Source organism: Streptomyces hainanensis (assembly GCF_004348415.1).
In the GTDB taxonomy this organism is placed as follows: Bacteria; Actinomycetota; Actinomycetes; order Streptomycetales; family Streptomycetaceae; genus Streptomyces; species Streptomyces hainanensis.
The window spans coordinates 1-19,179 of sequence record NZ_SMKI01000095.1 but is presented as its reverse complement, the minus strand read 5'-3'; the positions used below and the strand labels follow the sequence as shown (position 1 = coordinate 19,179).

At 74.9% G+C, this 19,179-nt stretch carries 13 protein-coding genes, 1 tRNA gene and 1 pseudogene; 7 read left to right on the top strand and 8 right to left on the bottom strand.

From position 1 onward, the window contains the following. Positions 1-306: 306 nt before the first annotated feature. Entirely contained in the window at positions 307-1,044 is a 738-nt protein-coding gene (locus E1283_RS11525) for a hypothetical protein (protein WP_132817871.1), read from the bottom strand. A gap of 351 nt (positions 1,045-1,395) precedes the next feature. On the opposite strand from E1283_RS11525, the gene E1283_RS11520 reads away from it, so the two are divergent. Further along, the gene (locus tag E1283_RS11520; RefSeq protein ID WP_243744770.1) at positions 1,396-2,181 is read left to right on the top strand and encodes an AfsR/SARP family transcriptional regulator; all 786 of its coding nucleotides are present in this window, start codon (positions 1,396-1,398) and stop codon (positions 2,179-2,181) included. Here the strand turns inward: E1283_RS11520 and E1283_RS11515 are convergent. The 3 genes from E1283_RS11515 to E1283_RS11505 form a co-directional block, all read right to left on the bottom strand. Next, the gene (locus E1283_RS11515) at positions 2,178-5,408 is read right to left on the bottom strand and encodes an AfsR/SARP family transcriptional regulator (RefSeq protein WP_165956089.1); all 3,231 of its coding nucleotides are present in this window, start codon (positions 5,406-5,408) and stop codon (positions 2,178-2,180) included. The genes E1283_RS11520 and E1283_RS11515 overlap by 4 nt on opposite strands. Positions 5,409-5,576: 168 nt before the next feature. Then, entirely contained in the window at positions 5,577-6,881 is a 1,305-nt protein-coding gene (locus E1283_RS11510) for a PHB depolymerase family esterase (RefSeq protein ID WP_132817869.1), read from the bottom strand. 139 nt (positions 6,882-7,020) lie between these two features. Then, positions 7,021-9,966, bottom strand: coding sequence for an ATP-binding protein (locus E1283_RS11505; protein ID WP_132817868.1), 2,946 nt, complete (start codon positions 9,964-9,966; stop codon positions 7,021-7,023). A gap of 104 nt (positions 9,967-10,070) precedes the next feature. On the opposite strand from E1283_RS11505, the gene E1283_RS11500 reads away from it, so the two are divergent. Beyond that, a complete protein-coding gene (locus E1283_RS11500) occupies positions 10,071-10,664 on the top strand; it encodes a DUF6506 family protein (protein ID WP_132817867.1) in 594 nt (197 codons plus the stop codon). 88 nt (positions 10,665-10,752) lie between these two features. Here E1283_RS11500 and E1283_RS11495 read toward each other — a convergent pair. After that, positions 10,753-10,824: transfer RNA gene (locus E1283_RS11495), tRNA-Arg, on the bottom strand. A gap of 136 nt (positions 10,825-10,960) precedes the next feature. Between E1283_RS11495 and E1283_RS11490 the strand changes: the two genes are divergently transcribed. Next, the gene (locus tag E1283_RS11490) at positions 10,961-11,368 is read left to right on the top strand and encodes a response regulator (protein WP_132817866.1); all 408 of its coding nucleotides are present in this window, start codon (positions 10,961-10,963) and stop codon (positions 11,366-11,368) included. A 48-nt stretch (positions 11,369-11,416) separates the two neighbouring features. Continuing rightward, positions 11,417-12,181, top strand: a pseudogene (locus E1283_RS11485) (ROK family protein); the annotation flags it as partial. On the opposite strand, the gene E1283_RS11480 reads toward E1283_RS11485, so the two are convergent. Beyond that, on the bottom strand, positions 12,168-12,926 hold the full coding sequence (locus tag E1283_RS11480) for a GntR family transcriptional regulator (RefSeq protein ID WP_132817865.1): 759 nt from the start codon (positions 12,924-12,926) through the stop codon (positions 12,168-12,170). The pseudogene E1283_RS11485 and the gene E1283_RS11480 overlap by 14 nt on opposite strands. Before the next feature lie 202 nt (positions 12,927-13,128). Here E1283_RS11480 and E1283_RS11475 point away from each other — a divergent pair, with 202 nt between their 5' ends. After that, positions 13,129-13,896: a glucose 1-dehydrogenase gene (locus E1283_RS11475; RefSeq protein ID WP_132817864.1), complete on the top strand. Its 768-nt coding sequence runs from the start codon at positions 13,129-13,131 to the stop codon at positions 13,894-13,896. 48 nt (positions 13,897-13,944) lie between these two features. Here E1283_RS11475 and sigJ read toward each other — a convergent pair whose 3' ends face one another. Continuing rightward, positions 13,945-14,856: an RNA polymerase sigma factor SigJ gene (gene sigJ, locus E1283_RS11470; protein WP_243744768.1), complete on the bottom strand. Its 912-nt coding sequence runs from the start codon at positions 14,854-14,856 to the stop codon at positions 13,945-13,947. 474 nt (positions 14,857-15,330) lie between these two features. Between sigJ and E1283_RS11465 the strand changes: the two genes are divergently transcribed. Continuing rightward, positions 15,331-15,831: a GNAT family N-acetyltransferase gene (locus tag E1283_RS11465; RefSeq protein WP_243744767.1), complete on the top strand. Its 501-nt coding sequence runs from the start codon at positions 15,331-15,333 to the stop codon at positions 15,829-15,831. 114 nt (positions 15,832-15,945) lie between these two features. Next, positions 15,946-17,643, top strand: a complete 1,698-nt coding sequence (locus tag E1283_RS11460; protein ID WP_132817862.1) for a DUF885 domain-containing protein — start codon at positions 15,946-15,948, stop codon at positions 17,641-17,643. Between the two features lie 106 nt (positions 17,644-17,749). Here the strand turns inward: E1283_RS11460 and E1283_RS11455 are convergent. Then, the coding region (locus tag E1283_RS11455; protein ID WP_279571249.1) for an SbcC/MukB-like Walker B domain-containing protein at positions 17,750-19,179 on the bottom strand (1,430 nt) is incomplete at its 5' end.

Below are 19,179 nucleotides of genomic sequence, written 5' to 3'. Positions count from 1 at the left end.
GGAGAGGAGCGGGGCCCACCGCCGGGGTTCGACGGTGGTGGGGGCAGGAGCGGCGGACGGCGACGACGTGGTGGTCACAGGGGTCTCCACAGGACGTGCGTACAGCGGGGGAGGGGGAGCGGAGGAGAACCGCGGGAGCGGGAGCGGAGTCCGCTCAGCGACGACAGAGACCGTCGTCGACGCACCACGCCGAGCTCGCGAAGAGCGCGAGACAGAGCAGACGGGCGGGCGCGAACATGCCCACCATCGTAAAACGGGCATCGGCACCGGACTCCCGCCGGAGCCCGGTGCCGATGCACACGCGGGTCAGGAGCCGAGCAACCAGCGCTCGGCGCCCGACCAGTGCAGCCAGTCGACGGACGTGAGGTTGACGCCATGGCCGACCAGGACCACCTGGCACCTGGTCTGCGTCTCGTCCGCCGCGATGTCCATCACGGTGTCCGGCCCAGGGGATTCGCACCAGTCGGGCAAACCCTCGGCCGTAGCGGCGTTCACCGGCTCGAACGGGCCGCCGTCGTCGGCCTGGACCAGGAGGGCCCCGGTCGGGTCGGGACCCTCGTACGCACCGCTCGTGTTGGTGAGGGACAGCTGGACGAACAGGGGATCGAAACCGGGGTGCTCCTCGGCGACGAGGTCGCTGCCCGCCAGGGCGTCCCAGTCGCCCCCCTCGACCTGCTCCACCGTGACGTCGAAGTTCCAGATGTCGCCGAAGGAGTTCTCGTGGAACATCCGCTCGCCCGAGGGCTCGCCCAGCGCGTGGGTGATGATGTCGCTCTCGGTGGTCGCGCCGCCGTCGTCCCCCGACTGCTCCTCGTCGGAGTCGGCCCCCGTGTCCGCCGGGGCCGCGCCGTCGTCCGCGCCGCCCTCCTCCGCCGTCTCGTCCTCTCCGCCGGCCTGGCTCTCGTCCCCGTCCTGCTCCTGCTCCTGCGCCGCGCCGGCGTCGCCGGTGGTCTCCTCCTCGTCGGAGTTGCAGGCGGTAAGGGTCAGGGCAAGGGCCGCGACGGGGCCGACCGCGTAGCGCCAACGACGCTTGTGTACTGACATGAGTGTGAATTCCCCCTGTATAAGCGTTGGTTGTCCCGTTCGAACGTTGATCAGCCTAGGTCCAGGGCCGCCGCCATCCGAACCGCGCGGTCCCACCGCGTCTGCCGCCGGTTCTCGGCCGTGAAGGTTACCGAGCCCTGTCGAGCTGTGCTTTCACCGCCGAACTCCGTCCGCGCCCTGCCCGTTCAGGCGACAGATCCGCGACCGACGAGCGACCGGAACGAGTGGCGTGGACGAGGCGGCCGGACCGTGCGAACGGCCCCTGACCAGCCCGGTGGCGGCCATGCGGAATCCATGCAGGAGTTGGGCAGAGTGGGCCTTCGGCACGACGAAGGACTGGACTGGTATCCCGTGAACATCCGCTTGCTGGGCTCGGTGCAACTGCGCGTCGGAAAGCGAGCCATCGCGCCCGCCTCCGAGAGAGCCCGTCAGCTGTTGGCGATGATGGCCTGGAACCCGAACGAGTTCCTGCCCGACGGCGTCGTGATCGACCAGCTCTGGGACGGCGACCTCCCGCAGCACCCGCGCGACGCGCTCTACACCTGCGCCAACCGCCTCCGAAGCACCCTGGCCCTGGCCCTGGCACCGGGATACCGGCAGCCGTTGATCCGGCGTAGAGGCGGATACCTGCTCGCCGTCGACCCGTCCTCCGTCGACCTCCACCTTTTCCGACGCCTCGTCAGCCGCGCCCGGACCGGCGCCCGGCGGAACGACGACCTCGGGGCCATCGCGCTGTACGACCGGGCGCTTGCCCTGCGGGCCGGCACCCCCCTGTCGGACCTGGGATCCGCCTGGGCCACCAGGGCACGCGCCACCCTGGAGGAGGAGTCGCGGGCCGCTCTCCAGGCCCGAGCCACCATCCGGCTGCGTCTCGGCCACCACACCGAGGAGATACCCGCCCTGCGGCAGTTGGCGGAGCGACACCCGCTCGACGAGTCCGTGGCCGAACTGCTGATGCTGGCGCTCTACCGAAGCGGCCGCCAGGGGGATGCCCTGGCCTGCTTCAGCCGCATCCGTCGTGGCCTGATCGAGCGGCTCGGCGACGAGCCGGGCAACGCCCTCACGGCGCTCCACCAGCGGATACTCCACCGGGACCCGGAGCTGGTCGCCGCGCAGGCCGCGGGAGGGCCGACCTAGCCGAGCAGCGCGGCGACCTCCGCGCGCTCCGGCACCGGCATCTCCGCCAGCACCCTCCGCGCCGCATGCCAGGCGGCGCGCGCCCCGCGCTCGTCGCCCTGGCGCCGGCGGGCCCGCCCCCGCACCAGCAGCAGACGGCCACGCATCAGGTGCTGGCCCGTTCGCCGGCAGACGACCAACCCGCGCTCGCAGTGGCCGAGGCAGCCGTCGAGGTCGCCGCGGTCGAGCAGCACGGTGGCGAGCAGGTGGTGTGCCTGGCCACTGAACAGGGGCCAGGTTCGCCTCGCCTCGGTGAGCGCTCGGGAGGCGCGGTCGAGCGCGTCGTCGTGATCGCCGCGGCGGTGCGCCACCTCCGCGAACCCGAGGAGCGACTCGAGGTTGCCGACCGAGTTGTCCCTTCCCCTCAGGATCTCGAGCGCGTCCGCGAGGCGGGCCTGGGCCGACTCGGTCTCCCCGAGCCGCAGCAGGGCGGTGGCCTTCCAGTTCAGGAAGTCGGCCTGGGCCCCGGGGAGTTCTGCTCGTCGCGCGCCGTCCACCGCCCGCGTGAGGTGGTCGACGGCGTCCCGGTACTGGCCACGCTCGGTGTCCAGCCGGCCGGACACCCCGTCCACGATCGCCTCCGCGAGGCGTGCGCCGTGGAGACGGGGGGTGGCGCGGGCGGCGTCGCGCGCCCGGTCGAGCAGGGGGAGCGCCTGATCGAGCTGGCCCCGGTCCTGCCAGACCAGGGCCATGGTCGCCAGGGCCTGCGTCTCCACCGCCCCCGCTTCGAGGCCGGCGACGACGGCCAGCTGGGAACGCAGCACCCGCTCCGCCTCGTCGAGCCGTCCCAGCTTGCGTTGGACCGCCGCCAGGTACGACATGCCGATGACCGCTCCCGCCCGGTCATCGGTGCCCGAGTAGATGGCGAGGGCCCGCTGGTAGTGCCGCACGGCCCGTCGCGGTTGCCCGAGGGCACTCTGCGCCGACCCGCTGCCCACCAGGGCCCTGGCCTCCCCCACCGGCCATCCGGCACGCCGGGCCAGGAGCGCCGCCCGGCGGGAGTGCCGTTCCGCGTTCCGCATGTGGCCGGTGCGCCGGTGCATGACCTCCAGAACCGCCTGTGCCGCCGCCAGGCCGAAGGCGTCGCCCGCCCGTCGAGCCGCCGCGACCCCGAGTTCGGCGACGCGCATCGACTCGGCGGCGGGCCGGTATATCAGGAAGGACTGGGCCCCCGCGACCAGTTGCCAGGCCATGTCGTGGGGACCATGTGCGGCGGCACGCGCGATGGCGGCGGCCACGTTGTCCCACTCGCCCTCCACCCAGGTCGTCGCCGAGGCCGGGTCGGGAAACGAGGCGGAGACCGGCTGCCGCGCGGTGGACCGGTCGGGAACGAACTGCGGGTAGGGGCCCATCACCTGGTTGGCGGCGGCCATGGTGAAGAGGTAGTGGTCGAGCAGCCCGCGGAACGCCGCCTCGCGGGCGGCCGGTTCCTCAGCCTCGCCGGAGAGCCGCGCGGCGAATTCCCGCAGCAGGTCGTGCAGTCCGAAGTGGCCGTCCCGGGTCCGCGTGGCGAGATGGACCTGGGCGGCGGCGTCCAGTGCCTTCTCGGCCTCGGGCAGTGCGACACCGGCCAGCGCCGCGGCGGCGGCGACGCTCACGTCGGGACCCGGCACGAGACCGAGCAGCCGGTACACCCGCCGTGCCTCCGGTGGGAGCGCCAGGTAGGAGAGGTCGAGGGCGGCGCGCACGAAGGTTCTCTCGTCGTCGTGCAGCCGAAGCCGTGCCAGCAGGTCGTGTCTGGCGAGGTCGGCGACGTACTCCGCGACGCCCCGCTCGGGCCGCTCGGAGAGCTGGGCCCCCGCCACGCACAGCGCCAGCGGCAGGTCGCCGACCATGGCGGCCAGTTCCGCCAGGGCGCCACGCTCGGTCTCCAGCTGCCCCCCACCGGCCCGCTGGGCGATCAACTCGACGGCGGCCGCGCGGTTCAGTGGCTCGACCGTGTGGCGCCTGGCGCCGTCGAGCGCCACCAGGCCGCCGAGCTGGTGTCTGCTGCTGATCAGCAGCAGACAGCCCGGTTCCCCGGGGATCAGCGGCCGGACGTGCGCGGCCTCCGCCGCGTTGTCCAGCAGGATCAGCACCCGACGGCCGGCGAGCAACGACCGGTAGAGCGCGATCTGTTCGTCGAGGTCGGAGGGCACGGACGGGGCCGCGACGCCCAGCGCGCGCAGCAGCCTGACGAGCACCTCGCCGGGGGACATCGCCGGCCCGGGGGCGAAGCCCCGCATGTCGACGAAGAGTTGGCCGTCCGGGAAGAGCGGCGCGGCGCGGTGCGCCCAGTGCACCGCCAGCGCCGTCTTCCCCACCCCGGCCGGCCCCACGAGCACGCCGAGACCGCCGCCGCTCAGCTCGTCGAGCCAGGCCGACTCCTCGCCCCGGCCGACGAGTCGGCCGATGTCCCGGGGCAGATGACGCGGCGCCGACGCCTGGGGGCCCGGCCTTCGGCGGACGTCGGGGTCGCTCACCTGGACGTACGCCAGCAGCCGTTGGAGCTCCCGGCTCGGCTCGGCCCCCAGTTCCTCGGCCAGCCGCTCCCGGTAGTCGTGGTACACGCGCAGCGCGGCGGACTGACGGCCGTCCTGGTGCAGGGCGCGCATGAGTTGGGCGCGGAACCGTTCCCGCAGCGGGTCCTCGGCGATCGCGGCCGGGAGTTCGGCCGCCACCCGCTCGTGATCGCCCCGGGCGAGCAGCACGTCGACCTGCTCCGCCAGGGCCGACCACCGTCGTTCCACCAGGCCGGCGACCTCGTGGGCGCGGGCGTTGGGGACGTCCACCAACGGATCGCCGCGCCACAGCGCGAGCGCCGCGCCGTACAACTCGGCGGCGGCGTCGAGATCCCCGCCCCCGGACGCCTCCGCCGCCCGCCGGACGAGCTGGTCGAAGTCGTCGGCGTCGGTCTGCCCCTGGCGGGTGGGGAGCAGGTAGCCGGGGCTGCGCGTGAGAATGAGCCCCGGGTGGCCCGCGGCCCGGCGGACCTCGGCGACCAGGGCGCGGATTCGGGCGGCCGGGCTGGCTGGCTGGTCCCCGCCCCAGAGCCCGTCGGCCAGGCGGTCCACCGAGACCACCCGGTTCGACTCGAGCAGCAGGATGGCGAGCAGTTGGCGCTGCCGGCCCGTGAGGGCGACAGCACGTCCCCCGACGTGCGCTTCCAGCGGGCCGAGCAGCAGAAACCCGACGTCGGCTGGCGGCATGGCGGTCATCATAGTGTCGCACCATCGTCGTCCCGTGCGCCGGCCGGACAGCCGAACGGGTACCACGGGGAACTCCTCGCCGCCGAAGGCGAGTACGCCCGGCTTTCACCCTCCAGGCCGAGGGCTACCGCGCCCCCGGCCCGGGTCAGGACGTCGGGCCGGCTCTGGTCACTGGTTGAGGAGCCAGTCGATGACGGCGTCGTTGGTGTAGGTGGGGATCCAGGACGCGTGACTGAACAGTGGGGTGGTGCCCGGGGGGAAGGTGGTGAACACGTGCCTGCTTCCCGTGGCGGCCGCGCGCCGGCGCGCGTCGTCGGCGTACGCCTTCTGCTCGCGCGCCGGCGCGTTGCCGGCCCACTCGCTCCACGTCGTCGGCCGGCCGGCCGCCTCCAACGCCCGGAAGATCCGGTAGTCGGAACCCGGGACGTCGTAGGGCACGACCGCGTCGTCCTCCGAGTGCAGCGCCCAGATCGGGAACTCCCCGAGGGAGCCGACGGCCGCCGCCTCGTCGCCGGCGCCGCACACGAGGACGGCGGCGGCGAAGAGGTCGTGGTGCTCGGGCAGCAGGGCCCAGGAACCGTACGACCCCATGGAGAGCCCGGTCAGATAGACCCGGCGCGGGTCGATCGCCCGATTCCCCGCGAGGGTCGTCCGCACCAACTCCAGGACGCCCGCCCGCACATCGCTCCGCCACCACCCACCGGTTCCCGGCGCGCCCTGGGGCGCCTGCGGGGACAGGACGAAGGCCGGGTGCCTGCGCTGCCGCGCCGGGTCCGCGAACGCCACCGATATCTGGTTGCCGGCGAGCTGGCTGAAGTTGTCGTTCCCGCTCTCCCCGTGGCCGTGCAGGCTCACCACCAGCGGATACCGCCGCCCGGGCCGCGTCGCGGGGGTTGGGGTGGGGGTGAAGAACCGATACGGCACCGTCGCACCCGACGTGGCCTCGAACGTCGCCGCGGCGTAGTCGTCGACGAGCCGGTTCCGCACACCGGAGTTGGTCAGCGGGGTGCCCCCGCCCTGCCGGACGCGGTAGGCGCCCGACAGGTCGTAGTAGCGGGTGAACCCGTCGTTGTAGGCGCTGGCCGCGAGCGCGTCGGCCGCGTCCAGTTCGAGCACCACCCACCTGCCGGGGCGTGGCCGATCCGTGAACTCGGCCGCGTCGTTGGGGTAGGCCGCGACGACCGTCCGAGGGCCGGTGCGCGGCTCGGCGCCCGGCCGGGAGAGTGTCGCCGTGACCTCGAAGGCGTCCGGGTCGAGCTCGTCCCGACCGGGATGGACGATCCCGTCGTACTCGATGGCGAGCCCGGTGACCTGGTACCCCTCCGGCGCCACCTCCGCGATGACCGCGGCGTCGATCGCCCGACGCCCGCGACGGTCCCCCCGCTCCGCCGCCGCGGCCTGCCCGGCGGTCGCGACGACCCCCGGCACCGTCGCGACAAGTCCGGCTGCCCCGAGCATGGTTCGTCTTCTCATGCGGCCCACTCCTCGTTGAGTTCGAACTGCCGGGGAGAGTAGCCGCGGACGCCTGTCCGTCCAATATTGAATTAATATTTAGCCGGATCCCTGGTCCTCGAACCCCTCGTCACCTACGAGTCCGCCACCCCGCCCCCACCTACCGTCGGCTTCGCGCGACGCGCGCCGCGATTCTCTCGACATCGCCGCGCTCGGCCGGCGGCAGCGGCCTGATCGCGGACGCCTCCGCGAGGAGCCGCGCGGCTTGGTCGGCGTCTCCTTCCAGGGACGCCGCACCGGCCAGCCCCTCAATCGCCAACGCCACCGCCCGCCGGTCGTCCGCTTCGCGAGCCAGCGCCAGGCTTTCCTCGTGGCGGGCACGGGCCTCGGCGGCGTCACCGCGCAGTTCGGCGACGAAGCCCAGCTCCGCCAGCACGTACGCGAGGCCGGAACGGTAGCCGTCCGCCCGGTGTGCCCGCTCGGCTTGGCGCAACTGCTCCTCGGCGGCGTCGAGTCGTCCCTGCCTGCGTGCCGAGGCCCCCAGACCGACGCGCGCGTGAACGACCCCGTGGTGGAACGACCGTTCGCGCGCCACCCGCAACGCGCGCTCGTAGAGGGCGTCGGCTCGCCCGAAGTCCCGGGTGAGCGCGGCAACCCTGCCCAGTTGGGAGATCTCCTCCACCACGACGGGCCAGAGCTGGAGCTCCTCGGCCGAGGCCAGGCCCGCCCCGTGCAGCCGGTCCGCGTGCTCGTAGTCCCCGTCCACTTCCGCGAGCACACCCAGGAGGCGGAGGGCGCGCGACTCGCCCCAGCGGTCGCCCACCTCGCGGGAGAGCGCCAGCCCCTCCTCGCTCTGGCGGCGCGCGACATCGAGCTTCCCGAGCCGCAGGGATTCCGATCCGAGCACGCCGAGCGCCGCCGCCGTGCCCCAGCGATCCCCGAGCCGCCGGAAGTGTTCCAGCGCCCCGCTCACCAGGTCGATCGCGGCGGGGAGATCGCCACTGTCGGATCGGGCGAAGCCCAGGAGCCAGAGCTGGCGAGGAGACAACTCGTCGGGGAGCTCCGCCGGTTCGGACGGCATGCGCTCCCACGCCTCCAGGGCGGCGCGCCACACCAGGGCGTCGGACCGCGCCCCGTCCGCGAGGTCGTCGGCGACGGCGAGCGCCCGACCGAAGGAACGGTGCGCCTCCCGGTACCGGCCGCGCAGAAACCAGTACCAGCCGAGTGACCCGCACTGTCGCAGCGCGAGTTCCCCGTCGCCCCGTTCCAGAGCCCAGTCGAGCGCGGCACGCAGGTTCGCCGTCTCGACGTCCAGTCGGTGCAGCCACTCCCGTTGCGCGGGGCCGCGCAGTTCCCGGTCGGCCTCCCCCGCCAGCCGCGTGAAGTGACGGGCGTGCCGCCGGGCGCACGCGGCGGCCTCGCCCGCCTCGACCAGACGCTCGCGCGCGTAGGCCGCGACGCTCTCCAGCAGCCCGAAGCGTCGCGACCCGGCACCGTCCATCACGGGAGTGAGGAGCGACCGGTCGGCCAGGGCGGCCACCGTCCCCGCGATCTCGCCCGACACCACCCCCGCACCGGCGGCGACGGCCTCCGCCGCGGCCAGATCGAACCCGCCCGCACAGACCGAGACGCGGCGCAGCACCGCGCGTTCACGGTCGTCCAGCAGGTCCCAGCTCCAGTCGAACGCGGCCCGCAGCGTGCGGGCGCCCGATCCCAACAGGTGGAAGCGGTCGTCGAGTCGGGCCGCCAACTCGCGCAGGCCGAGCGTGCGGACCCGCGCGGCGGCCAGCTCGATCGCCAGCGGCAGCCCGTCCAACCTGCGGCACACCGCCGCGATCTCCTCCGCGTCGGCGTCCGCGTCGGTGGCGATGCCGGGCACGGAGTCCGACACCCGCTCCCGGAAGAGCCGCGCCGCCGCGTCACACCCCAGCGCCGGCACCGACCACAGCCGCTCTCCCGGCACGTCGAGTGGCTGCCGCCCGGTCGCCAGGATCCGCAGCCCGGGCGCACTCCCCAACAGCGCGACGACCAGCCTGGCCGCCGGCGTGGCCAGGTGCTCGACGGTGTCCAGGACCAGCAACAGCCGGCGGTCGCGCAGGGCTTGGGCCAGCGTGCCCCGCACCCCGAGGGTCGTGGCGATCCGTTCCTCCAGAACGGCGGCGTTCTCCCTCGCCCCGACGGCGTCGACGCCGGCCAGCTCGACCAGCCACGCGTTCTCCTCGGCGGCGGCGACCTCCAGGGCCAGCCGGGTCTTGCCCACGCCGGCCGAACCGGTCAGCGTGACCAGCCGGTGTCCCCGCAGCAGCGCCCGGATCCCGGCGACCTCCTCGTCCCGGCCGACGAGCGCGTTGAGCGGGACGGGAAGGTGGGAGGAGGGGGACACCGGCGCGGCCAGCGCCGGATCCTGCCGGAGGACGGCCTGCTGGAGCGCGGCCAGCTCAGGCCCCGGGTCCATGCCAAGCTCCTCGGCCAGCCGGTTCCTGATCTCGCGGTACGCCTCCAGTGCCTCGGCCTGCCGCCCGTCCCGGTAGAGCGCGCGGATCCGGACGGCATGCAGGCGTTCGCGCAGCGGGTGGGCGTCCAGCAGCGCCGGGAGTTCGTCGGCCAGCGCCCGGTGCTCGCCGCGCGCGAAACGCCGCTCCGCCAGCCCTTCGAAGGCCGTGACGCGCTGCTGCTCCAGGCGTTCCGCCGCGGCTCGCGCGAAGGGTACCTCGGCGTACTCGGCGAAGGCGGGGCCGCGCCACAGGGCGAGGGCCTCCTCGTAACGCGCGTCGGCGACGAGCGCCCCGAAGGCCGCCGCGTCGACCCGGGACGGCTCGGCCCGCAGGCGGTATCCGTGCGGCGCGGTCTCCACCAGCGCGCGGGCGCCGGGCTCGGCGTCCTCCAGGGAGCGCCTCAGCTGTGCCACCTTCGACTGGAGCGCGCCGGTGGCCTGCGCCGGCGGCGTGCCCTCCCAGAGGTCCTCGATCAGGGTCTCCGCCGGCACGGCGCGCCCGTGGTGGACCAGCAGGTCGGCCAGCAGGGCACGCACCTTGGCGCCCGGCACGGCGACTTCCTGCCCCGTGTCTGTCCAGACGGCCAGCGGCCCCAGCACGCCGAATCGCATGCGGCGATCGTAAGCAGACCGTCAGCCGGTCATCACCGGCCCCTCGTAGCGTCGTTGGTGTTCCGAACGGCATGAACCCACCCGAACTCCGAGGAGCGAACGCCATGTTGCAGTCGGTCGTGATCTACCCGCAGCCGGACGCCGACCCCGAGAAGGACCGGATCGTGTTCGAGGCCGGCGGGCGACGGGTGACGCTCGTCGCGGTGCGGGACGAGGACACGGCGGCGCCGGTGGTGGCCGGGCTGGTCGACGAGGGCGCCGCGCTGGTCGAGCTGTGCGGCGGCTTCGGGCCGACCCGCACCGCGAAGGTGATCGCCGAGGTCGGCGACCGGGCCCCGGTCGGCGCGATCGGCTACGCCGGCGAGTCGCTGGCCGCCATCTCCCGCTTCCACCTTGCCTGGTTGGCCGGCGAGGTCCAGTCGGAGCTCTTCCTGGTGCTGGTCCCGGGCGCCGACCCCGAGCGCGACCGGGTCGTCAGGGAGCACGGCGGCGGGGCCCGGTTCACGACGGTGGCGGTACCCGACATCGAAGCCGCGGAACGGGTCGCCGCGCGGGAGTCGGTCGGACTGATCGAACTGTACGGCGGCTTCGGCGCCGACGCCGCGGCCCGCGTCCACGCGGCCGCCGGCGGCGCCCCGGTCGGCACGGTCGTCTTCGGCATCGACGAGATGGACGCCGCCGCGGCGCTCCGCGCCTGAGACACCGCCCCGGCCGCCGACGGGCACACGAAAGCCCCGCACCAACCAAATCGGCTGGTCGCGGGGCTTGTTGGCACCTCGTGCGAGGTGCCCCCGGCAGGATTCGAACCTGCGCACACGGCTCCGGAGGCCGTTGCTCTATCCCCTGAGCTACGGGGGCGACGTGAAGAACAGTACCAGCTCAGGGAGGGGGGTCCGCACCGCGGTTTCCGTACGTGGGTGCGGGTGGGGCTACTCCCGGGTAGAAGTTGGCGAAAGGCCGGACGGGGAGGGTGGTACGCGCTTACTCTGGCTGTGTGCCAGGCGCTTGCGGTCGGGTCCTCGTCGTCGACGACAGCCAGGTCATCCGGCAGTTGATCAGGGTCAACCTCGAGCTCGACGGGTTCGAGGTCATGACCGCGTGCGACGGCGCCCAGTGTCTGGAGGTCGCGCACCTGTTCCGGCCCGACGTGATCACGTTGGACCTGGTGATGCCGCGGCTCGACGGGCTGCGGACGGTCGATCGGCTGCGGCTCGATCCGCGGACGTGGCACGTTCCGCTGGTGGTGGTCAGCGCCAGCGTCGGCGGTGAGCGGGAGTTGCCGGAGGGGATCGACGCGGTGGTGGCGAAGCCCTTCGAGCCGGCCGAGCTGGTGATGCTGGTGCGGCGGCTGTGCGAGGAGGGCCGTTCCGGGGTTGTCCAGCTGGCAAAACGGCTCGCGTAGGGGTGGAGCGCTTCTCGTACGCTGGTCGGCGTGACCCCGGAAGTGATCTCGTCTGTGCTGCGTGAGGCGGCGCGCGAGCTCGGGGTTGCCGGGATTCGTCCCGCCCTGCGGTGGCGGGACGGGGTGTGGGTGACCGGCGTCGCGATGAGGCTGGCCGGTCCCGCGGGGGTGCCGGCGCGGGAGGTCGCGGAGCGGCTCGGGGAGCGGCTGCGGAGCGTCTTCGGCTGTCAGGTGCTGGTGGAGAACGACGCCAACGCGGCGGTGCTCGCCGAGCGGTGGCTCGGCGCGGCGGCCGGTGCCGACGACGTGGTGCTGGTGCTCGCCGGGCTGAGCCCGGGCGCCGGTTCGCTGATCGGCGGCCGGCTGCACCGGGGGCACGGCGGGGCGGCCGGCGAGATCGGGGCGCTGCACCTGCTGGGGCGGCAGGTGACGCCGGAGCGGCTGCTCTCCACCTCGGGCGAGCCGCTCGACCCGCTGGACGAGCCGGCGGTGGCGGCGGTGTTCGCGCGGGCGGCGGAGGGCGACGCGCGGGCCGCGGACGCGGTGGGGCGCTTCGTGGAGCGGCTGACCCACGACGTGACGGCGCTGGTGCTGGCGCTGGATCCCGAGCTGGTGGTGATCGGGGGCTGGGCGGCGGGGCTCGACGGCATGGTGCAGCCGCTGCGCACGGAGCTGGCGCGCTACTGCCTGCGGACCCCGCGGGTGGTGGCCTCGGCGCTCGGCGGCACCGCGGTGGCCACGGGGGCGCTGCGGGTGGCGCTCGACCGGGTGGAGGAGGAGCTGTTCGCGGTGGAGGACGTCAGCTCGCGCTGAGCGAGACGGTGCCCTGGTTGCCGAACGTCAGCCGGCAGGTGTCCGCCCGGTAGGTGGCGACGGCGGCCGCGACGGTGCGGCCGGCGGCGGCGTAGCGGGTGGTGACGATCAGCACCGGGGCGCCGGGCAGCTGGTCGAGCCGGCGCGCCTCGGGGGCGCCGGCCGAGCCGAGCTCGACGGAGCGGTCCTGGCCGTCCGGCCGCAGCCGCTGGAGCCTGGCCAGCACGTGGCGGCCGCGCTCGGGGCCGGTGGCCGGCGGGCCGGCGGGCGCCGCCTCGCCCGGGGTGACGAGGACCGCGGCCGGCACGTAGAGCTGCTCGGCCGCGACGGACTGGCCGTGCGTGACCAGCACGCGGTGCACGACCTCGACCGGCTCGTCGGGCCGGGCGTCGAGCATCCGGGCCACGGCGGTGGGCGGCACGGCCGGGGCGCAGTCGGTGGTGACCCAGGAGTCGCCGGGGGCGCCGGGCCAGGTGTGCCGGCGGGGGCTGACGTCGACGCCGACGCGGGGCGGGGCGACGGTGGTGCCGACGCCGCGGCGCCGCTGGAGCCGGCCCTCCAGCTCCAGCTGGTCGAGGGCCTGACGGAGGGTGGCGCGGGCCACGCCGAAGCGGGCGGCGAGCTCACGCTCGTTGGGCAGTGCCTGACCGACGGAGAACTCGGTGTCGAGTGCCTCGGTGAGCACGGTCTTGAGGTGCCGGTACTTGGGCTCCGAAGACTGCTGTTCGAGCTGGATGCTCCCCACCCTGGCCTCCACGGGCGTTCCCCGAACCGGGGCCGGCGGCTGTCACGCCGACAACCCGATGATTATGAAAGGTTGTTGCGTATATAGACCCTAGAGCCGGGGCGAGTCTTGGTCAAGACCAATACGCGGGGGGCATTCTGTGACCGCCGGACTTCATATATGATCGTTCATCCTGAACCCGGGTCGGCGAAGGGAGCCGAGGGTGGCGGTATCGGAAGCGGAACGACGGCGGGTCACGGTGGTCACCGGTGGCGGACGGGGCATCGGCGCGGCGGTGGCGGTGCGCCTCGCGGCGGACGGGCACGACGTGGCCATCGGCTTCGCCCGGGACGAGGCCGCGGCCGGCGAGGTCGCGGACCGGGTGCGGGCGGCCGGGCGGCGGGCGCTCGCGGTCCGGGCCGACGTCAGTGTCGAGCGCGACGTGGAGGCCCTGTTCGACGCGGCCGTCGGCGAGCTCGGCCAGGTGACCGGTCTGGTCAACAACGCCGCCGTCAGCGGCCCGCTCGGGCACTTCGCCGAGACCTCGCCCGAGGTGATGCGCCGGGTGGTGGACGTGAACCTGATCGGGACGATGCTCTGCGCCAGGCGCGCGGCCCGGGAGATGTCGCGACGGCACGGCGGCGCCGGCGGCGCGATCGTCAACATCTCGTCGGGCGCGGCCACCCTGGGCAGCCCCGGGGAGTACGTGCACTACGCGGCGTCCAAGGCGGCGGTGGACACGCTGACGCTCGGTCTCGCCAAGGAGCTGGGCCCCGAGGGGGTGCGGGTGAACTCGGTGCAGCCCGGGGCGGTCGACACCGACATGCACAGGGCGATGGGCGAGCCCGGCCGCGCCGAGCGGATCGGCCGCGCCACCCCGCTGGGCCGGACCGGGCGCCCCGAGGAGATCGCCGCGGCGGTGGCCTGGCTGCTCTCCCCCGAGGCGTCGTACACCACGGGGGCGGTCCTGCGCGTCGCCGGCGGCCGTTAGGCCGTGTCCGCGGGGTCTCGCCGGGCCCGCGGTGCGGGCCCTCCGCCGTCAGTCGGGCACCAGGTGGCCGAGCTTGTCGGGGTTGCCGACGAGGAAGATCCGCCGGATCGCGCCCTCCTCGCTCTCCAGCAGGATGACGCCGAAGGGGCGCCCCCCGCTGGTGATCAGCAGCCCCGGCACACCGTTGAACTCGACCAGGTGGAAGCCGGGTCGGGCCGGGGCGCGACCACCGATGCCGTGCAGGAAGCGGCCCACCTTGTCGGAGCCGGTGATGACGTGGCGGGGGCCCCTCGCCTTGCCGCCGGTGTCGGTGGTGAGCGCCACGTCCGGGGCCAGGAAGGACAGCAGCCCCTCGATGTCGCCCTCCAGCGCGGCGGCGAGGAAGCGCTCGGTGAGGTCGCGCCGCTCCCCCGCGTCCACCGGGTAGCGGGGGCGGCCCTCGGCGACGTGGCGGCGGGCCCGGCCCGCGAGTTGGCGGACCGCCGGCTCCGCCCGGTCGAGCGCGGTGGCGATCTCCGCGAAGGGCAGGGCGAACGCCTCGCGCAGGACGAACACCGCCCGCTCCAGCGGCGAGAGCGATTCCAGGACGATGAGCACCGCGTAGGAGACGGTGTCGGCGAGCACGGCGCGGTCGGCGCCGTCGGGGGCGGCCGAGAGGTCGGCGGTGGCCCGGTCGGCGGGCAGCGGCTCGGGCAGCCAGGACCCCACGTAGGACTCGCGGCGGGCGGCGAGCTGACGCAGCCGGTCGAGCGCCAGCCGGCTGACGATCCGCACCAGGTAGGCGCGCGGCTCCGCGACGCCCGACCGGTCGGCCGCGGACCAGCGCAGCCAGGCCTCCTGCACGGTGTCCTCGGCGTCGCTCACCCCACCGAGCATCCGGTAGGCCACCCCGAAGAGCAGGGTCCGGTGCGTCTCGAAGTCCCGCAGGGCGGCGTCCTGTGTCCGGAGGTCCTCTACCACCCGACCATCCCACCACGAGCCCCCCGCGGCACCTCAAGCCGGGGTCCCGGTATGGGGAACACCCGGGCGCGGCGCGACGTTTTCTGTCGGAAGAGGCTCAATCCCGTGCGCCGGCAGGGGTGTTGACCAGTCACGGGAGTACGGTTCCCAGGGGCGGCTCGAACGGCCCGCGACGGCGGTCGCGGTCGCCGGCCGGGCCGGCCGGCGGGCACGGTGCCGGGGGTGGCCAGTGTGGCGGAAGCGAAGGGAACATTTCCGCCGGAAGCCTCCTTTACCGTCCGGTCACAGGGCGTTCGTGATCACGCAATAACCGAGGACGACAGTGCTTTCATGGCAGACTCCGATGTACCGAGCGGTCCGATCGGCATTCCGCGCCAGGGGCCACGGGGGGACGGACACGATCAGCGGTACGGCCATGGCCGTCGGCCCGCGCCGGGGGGCGGCGCGCCCCGGGACGGGGGGTCGGCGCCTGACATGACCGAGCTGTTCCTGCTGCGGGCCGCGGGGCCCGTCGACCTGGAGGCGGCACTGGCCCTGCACCGGCGCTGCACGCCCGCCACCCTGGCCGGGCGCTACCACGGCCCGCTGGACGAGGCGGACGACTACCTGCCCCACCTGCTCGACCCGCGGCACGGCCGCGCGCTGGCCGCCAGAACGGTGTCCGGCCGCCTGGTGGGCCTCGGCCACCTGCTGTGGGACGGCGCGGAGGCCGAGGTCGCGTTGCTGGTGGAGGACGCCTGGCAGCGGCGCGGGGTCGGGTCCTCGCTGCTCAGCGCCCTGGTGGAGATGGCCTCCCGCGAACAGCGGGAGGAGGTCTACGCGGTCTGCCGGCCGGCCGACCCCGGGATGGCGGCCGTGATGCGTGCCGTCGGGCTCTCGGTGGAACGCCATCCCGAGGAGGACGCGCTGGTGCTGTCGGCCCGGCTGACCGCCCTGCCGACGGCCGCCGCGTCACCGGCCAGAGCCCGCGGCTGACCCGCGGTCCACGCTCCGGGCGGCGGTCCGGGCGGCCGACCGATCGGCGGGTGTCAGGAACGAGGGGGCCGTTCACTGATGACGAGCGCACCTCCGGCATACCAGGATGGGCGCATGCCAGTTGACACCACCGACACCAGCACCTCGCTCCCCCGTCGGGTCGCCGACGCCTACGTGGACGCGCTCGTCGAACTCGACCCGATCACCGGCACCTTCCTCGGCGTCGCCGAGAGCGCGGACCGCCTGCCGGACTACTCCCCCGCCGGCCACGAGGCCCGCGCCGAACTCGCCAGGCGCACCCTGGACCGGCTGGCCGTCGCCGAGACCCTGCCCGGCGCCGACACCGCCCCCGAACGGCGCTGCGCGCGGCTGCTCCGCGAGCGGCTCACCGCGGAGCTCGCGGTGCACGACGCGGACGAGTCGCTGCGCGCGGTGAGCAACCTCTTCTCGCCGATCCACGAGACGCGGGACGTCTTCAACCTCATGCCGACCGAGACGGACGCGCACTGGGCGACGGTGGCCAGGCGGCTGCGGGCCGTGCCGGCCGCGGCGGACAGCTACCGGCAATCGCTGGCCGCGGGGGTCGAGCGGTCGCTGTTCGCCGGCCCGCGGCAGGTGGCCACGGTGGTCGAGCAACTCGGCGAGTGGATCGGCGGCCCGGACGACGCCGGCTGGTTCGCCGACTTCGTCGCCAAGGGCCCCGACGCGCTGCGCGCCGAGCTCGACGCGGCGGCGGAGGGGGCCACCGAGGCCGTCGCGCGGCTGCGGGATTGGCTGCGGGACAGCTACGCCCCGGCTGCCGAGGGCACCCCCGACGTCGTGGGCCGGGAGCGGTACGCCCGCTGGGTGCGCTACTGGAACGGCACCGACCTCGACCTGGACGAGGCGTACGCCTACGGCTGGGCCGAGTTCCACCGGCTGCACGCGGAGATGCGGGCCGAGGCGGAGAAGATCCTGCCGGGCGCCACCCCCTGGGAGGCGCTGAGCCACCTGGACACGGCGGGCGAGGCCGTCGAGGGCGTCGAGGAGGTGCGGGTCTGGCTCCAGGAACTGATGGACGAGGCCATCGAGGCGTTGGACGGCACCCACTTCGAACTGGCCGAGCGGGTCAGGCGGGTGGAGTCGATGATCGCCCCGCCGGGCAGCGCCGCCGCGCCCTACTACACGTCGCCCTCGCTCGACTTCACCCGGCCCGGGCGCACCTGGCTGCCGACCCTGGGCGAGACCCGGTTCCCCGTCTACGGCCTGGTGTCCACCTGGTACCACGAGGGGGTGCCCGGGCACCACCTCCAGCTGGCGCAGTGGGCGCACGTCGCCGAGGACCTGTCGCGGTACCAGACGACCGTGGGCGGGGTCAGCGCCAACGCCGAGGGCTGGGCGCTGTACGCGGAGCGGCTGATGGACGAGTTGGGCTTCCTGCGCAACGCGGAGCGCCGGCTCGGCTACCTGGACTGCCAGATGATGCGGGCGGTGCGGGTGATCATCGACATCGGCATGCACCTGGAGCTGGAGATCCCGGCGGACTCGCCGTTCCACCCGGGCGAGCGGTGGACGCCCGAGCTGGGCCTCGAGTTCATGCGGCGGCACAACGGCCGGCCGGCGGAGTTCGTGGAGAGCGAACTCGTGCGCTATCTGGGCATGCCGGGGCAGGCCATCGGCTACAAGCTCGGCGAGCGGGCCTGGCTGCGGGGCCGGGAGGCGGCGCGGGCGGCGCACGGCGAGGCGTTCGACGCGAAGAAGTGGCACATGGCCGCCCTGTCGTTGGGGTCGCTCGGCCTCGACGACCTGGCGGCGGAGCTGGCCACGCTCTGAGGCGACCCCGGGGGCCGGGGCGCGCGCTCGGCGCGCCCCGGCCCCGGGCCTCGACGGGCGGAGCCGCCCTCGCGGGCCGCGCCGTCGGCCGGTTTCCGGCGGACGGTCACCCGGTGTGGTGGCGGACGGTGGAGCCCCGGCGGGTCTTGACGACCTCGAGCTGGGCGGGGATGCGGCCGCGCAGGTCGGGGACGTGGCTGACGATGGCCACGCTCCGGTCGTGCTCGCGCAGGCCGTCGAGCACGTCGAGGACCTCGTCGAGCGACTGCTCGTCGAGGCTGCCGAAGCCCTCGTCGACGAAGAGGGTGTCGAGGCGGGGGCCGCCGGCCTCCTCGGCGACGACGTCGGCGAGGCCGAGCGCGAGGGCGAGGGACACGAAGAAGGACTCGCCGCCGGAGAGGGTGGCGGTGTCCCTGGTGCGGCCGGTCCAGGCGTCCATCACGAGCAGGCCGAGGCCGGAGCGGGCGCGGTGGGCCGCCCTGGCGTCGGTGTGGACGAGGGCGTAGCGGCCGGCCGACATGCGGTGCAGGCGGGTGCTGGCGACGGCGGCGACCTGTTCGAGGCGGGCGGCGAGCACATAGGTCTCCAGGCGCATCCGGTACTCGTTCTCCGGTGAGGTGCCGGCGGTGAGGCCGGCGAGCCGGGTGACGCGGTGGGAGTCGGCACGGAGCGGCGCGAGGTCGGTGGCGTCGGCGGCGGCCGTGGTGGAGAGGGCGTCGAGCTCGGCGCGCCGGGCGCGGGCGGCCGCCTCGGTCGCCGAGGCGGCGCGCAGCCGGCCGGTGGCGGCGGCCAGGGCGGCCCGGGCGGCCTCGGGATCGGCGGGCGGCTCGGCCGCGGCGGCGAGGGCCTCGGGGTCCGCGAGCGCGGCGGCCAGGGCGGCGCGCTCGGCCTCCCGGGCGTCGACGCGGCGCCGCAGCAGGGCGCGCTCGGTGGCGGGCAGGGCGGCCTCGGCGGCGGCGCGCGGGGTGTCGAAGCCGGCCCGGTAGGCGGCGTCGGCGAGTCCGGCGTCGGCCTGCTTGCGCCGGTCGGCCGTCTCCTCGGCGAGGCGGGCGGCCGTGGTGGCCGCGCCGAGCGCCCCGGCCTCGCCACCCAGCGCGGCGACGCGGTCGGCGACGGTGGCCGCGCCGGACCTGGCCTGGTCGATCTCGGCGCGCAGGGCGGCGAGTTCGGTGGTCAGCGCGGCGTGCCGGGAGGCGCGGACCGCGGCGCGGCGTTCGGCGGCCCGCTGCCGCTCCCGCAGCCGGGCCTCGGTCTCCTCGGCCTCGGCGAGTGCCCGGCGGGCCGCGGGCTCGGCGGCCGCCTCGGCGCGGACGGCGGCCAGCTCGCCCTCCAGGGCCAGGGCGGCGCCCGCCAGCGCCTCGGCCGGCTCGTCCCCGGCCTCGGCGGCGGCGACGGCGTGGCTCTCGCGGAGCTCGGCGAGCCGCAGGTCGGCCTGGCCGCGCCGCCGCTCGGCGGCCTGGTGGCCGCCGCGGGCGGCCTCCTCGGCCGCCCGGTCGACGTGGTCGGCTACAGCGGCGGCTCCGGCGGGCTGCTCGC

Coding starts and splice junctions, on each gene's coding strand:
- E1283_RS11525 (WP_132817871.1), bottom strand. CDS start 1,044: ATGTCAGTACACAAGCGTCGTTGGCGCTACGCGGTCGGCCCCGTCGCG.
- E1283_RS11515 (WP_165956089.1), bottom strand. CDS start 5,408: ATGCCGCCAGCCGACGTCGGGTTTCTGCTGCTCGGCCCGCTGGAAGCG.
- E1283_RS11510 (WP_132817869.1), bottom strand. CDS start 6,881: ATGAGAAGACGAACCATGCTCGGGGCAGCCGGACTTGTCGCGACGGTG.
- E1283_RS11505 (WP_132817868.1), bottom strand. CDS start 9,966: ATGCGATTCGGCGTGCTGGGGCCGCTGGCCGTCTGGACAGACACGGGG.
- E1283_RS11500 (WP_132817867.1), top strand. CDS start 10,071: ATGTTGCAGTCGGTCGTGATCTACCCGCAGCCGGACGCCGACCCCGAG.
- E1283_RS11465 (WP_243744767.1), top strand. CDS start 15,331: ATGACCGAGCTGTTCCTGCTGCGGGCCGCGGGGCCCGTCGACCTGGAG.
- E1283_RS11460 (WP_132817862.1), top strand. CDS start 15,946: ATGCCAGTTGACACCACCGACACCAGCACCTCGCTCCCCCGTCGGGTC.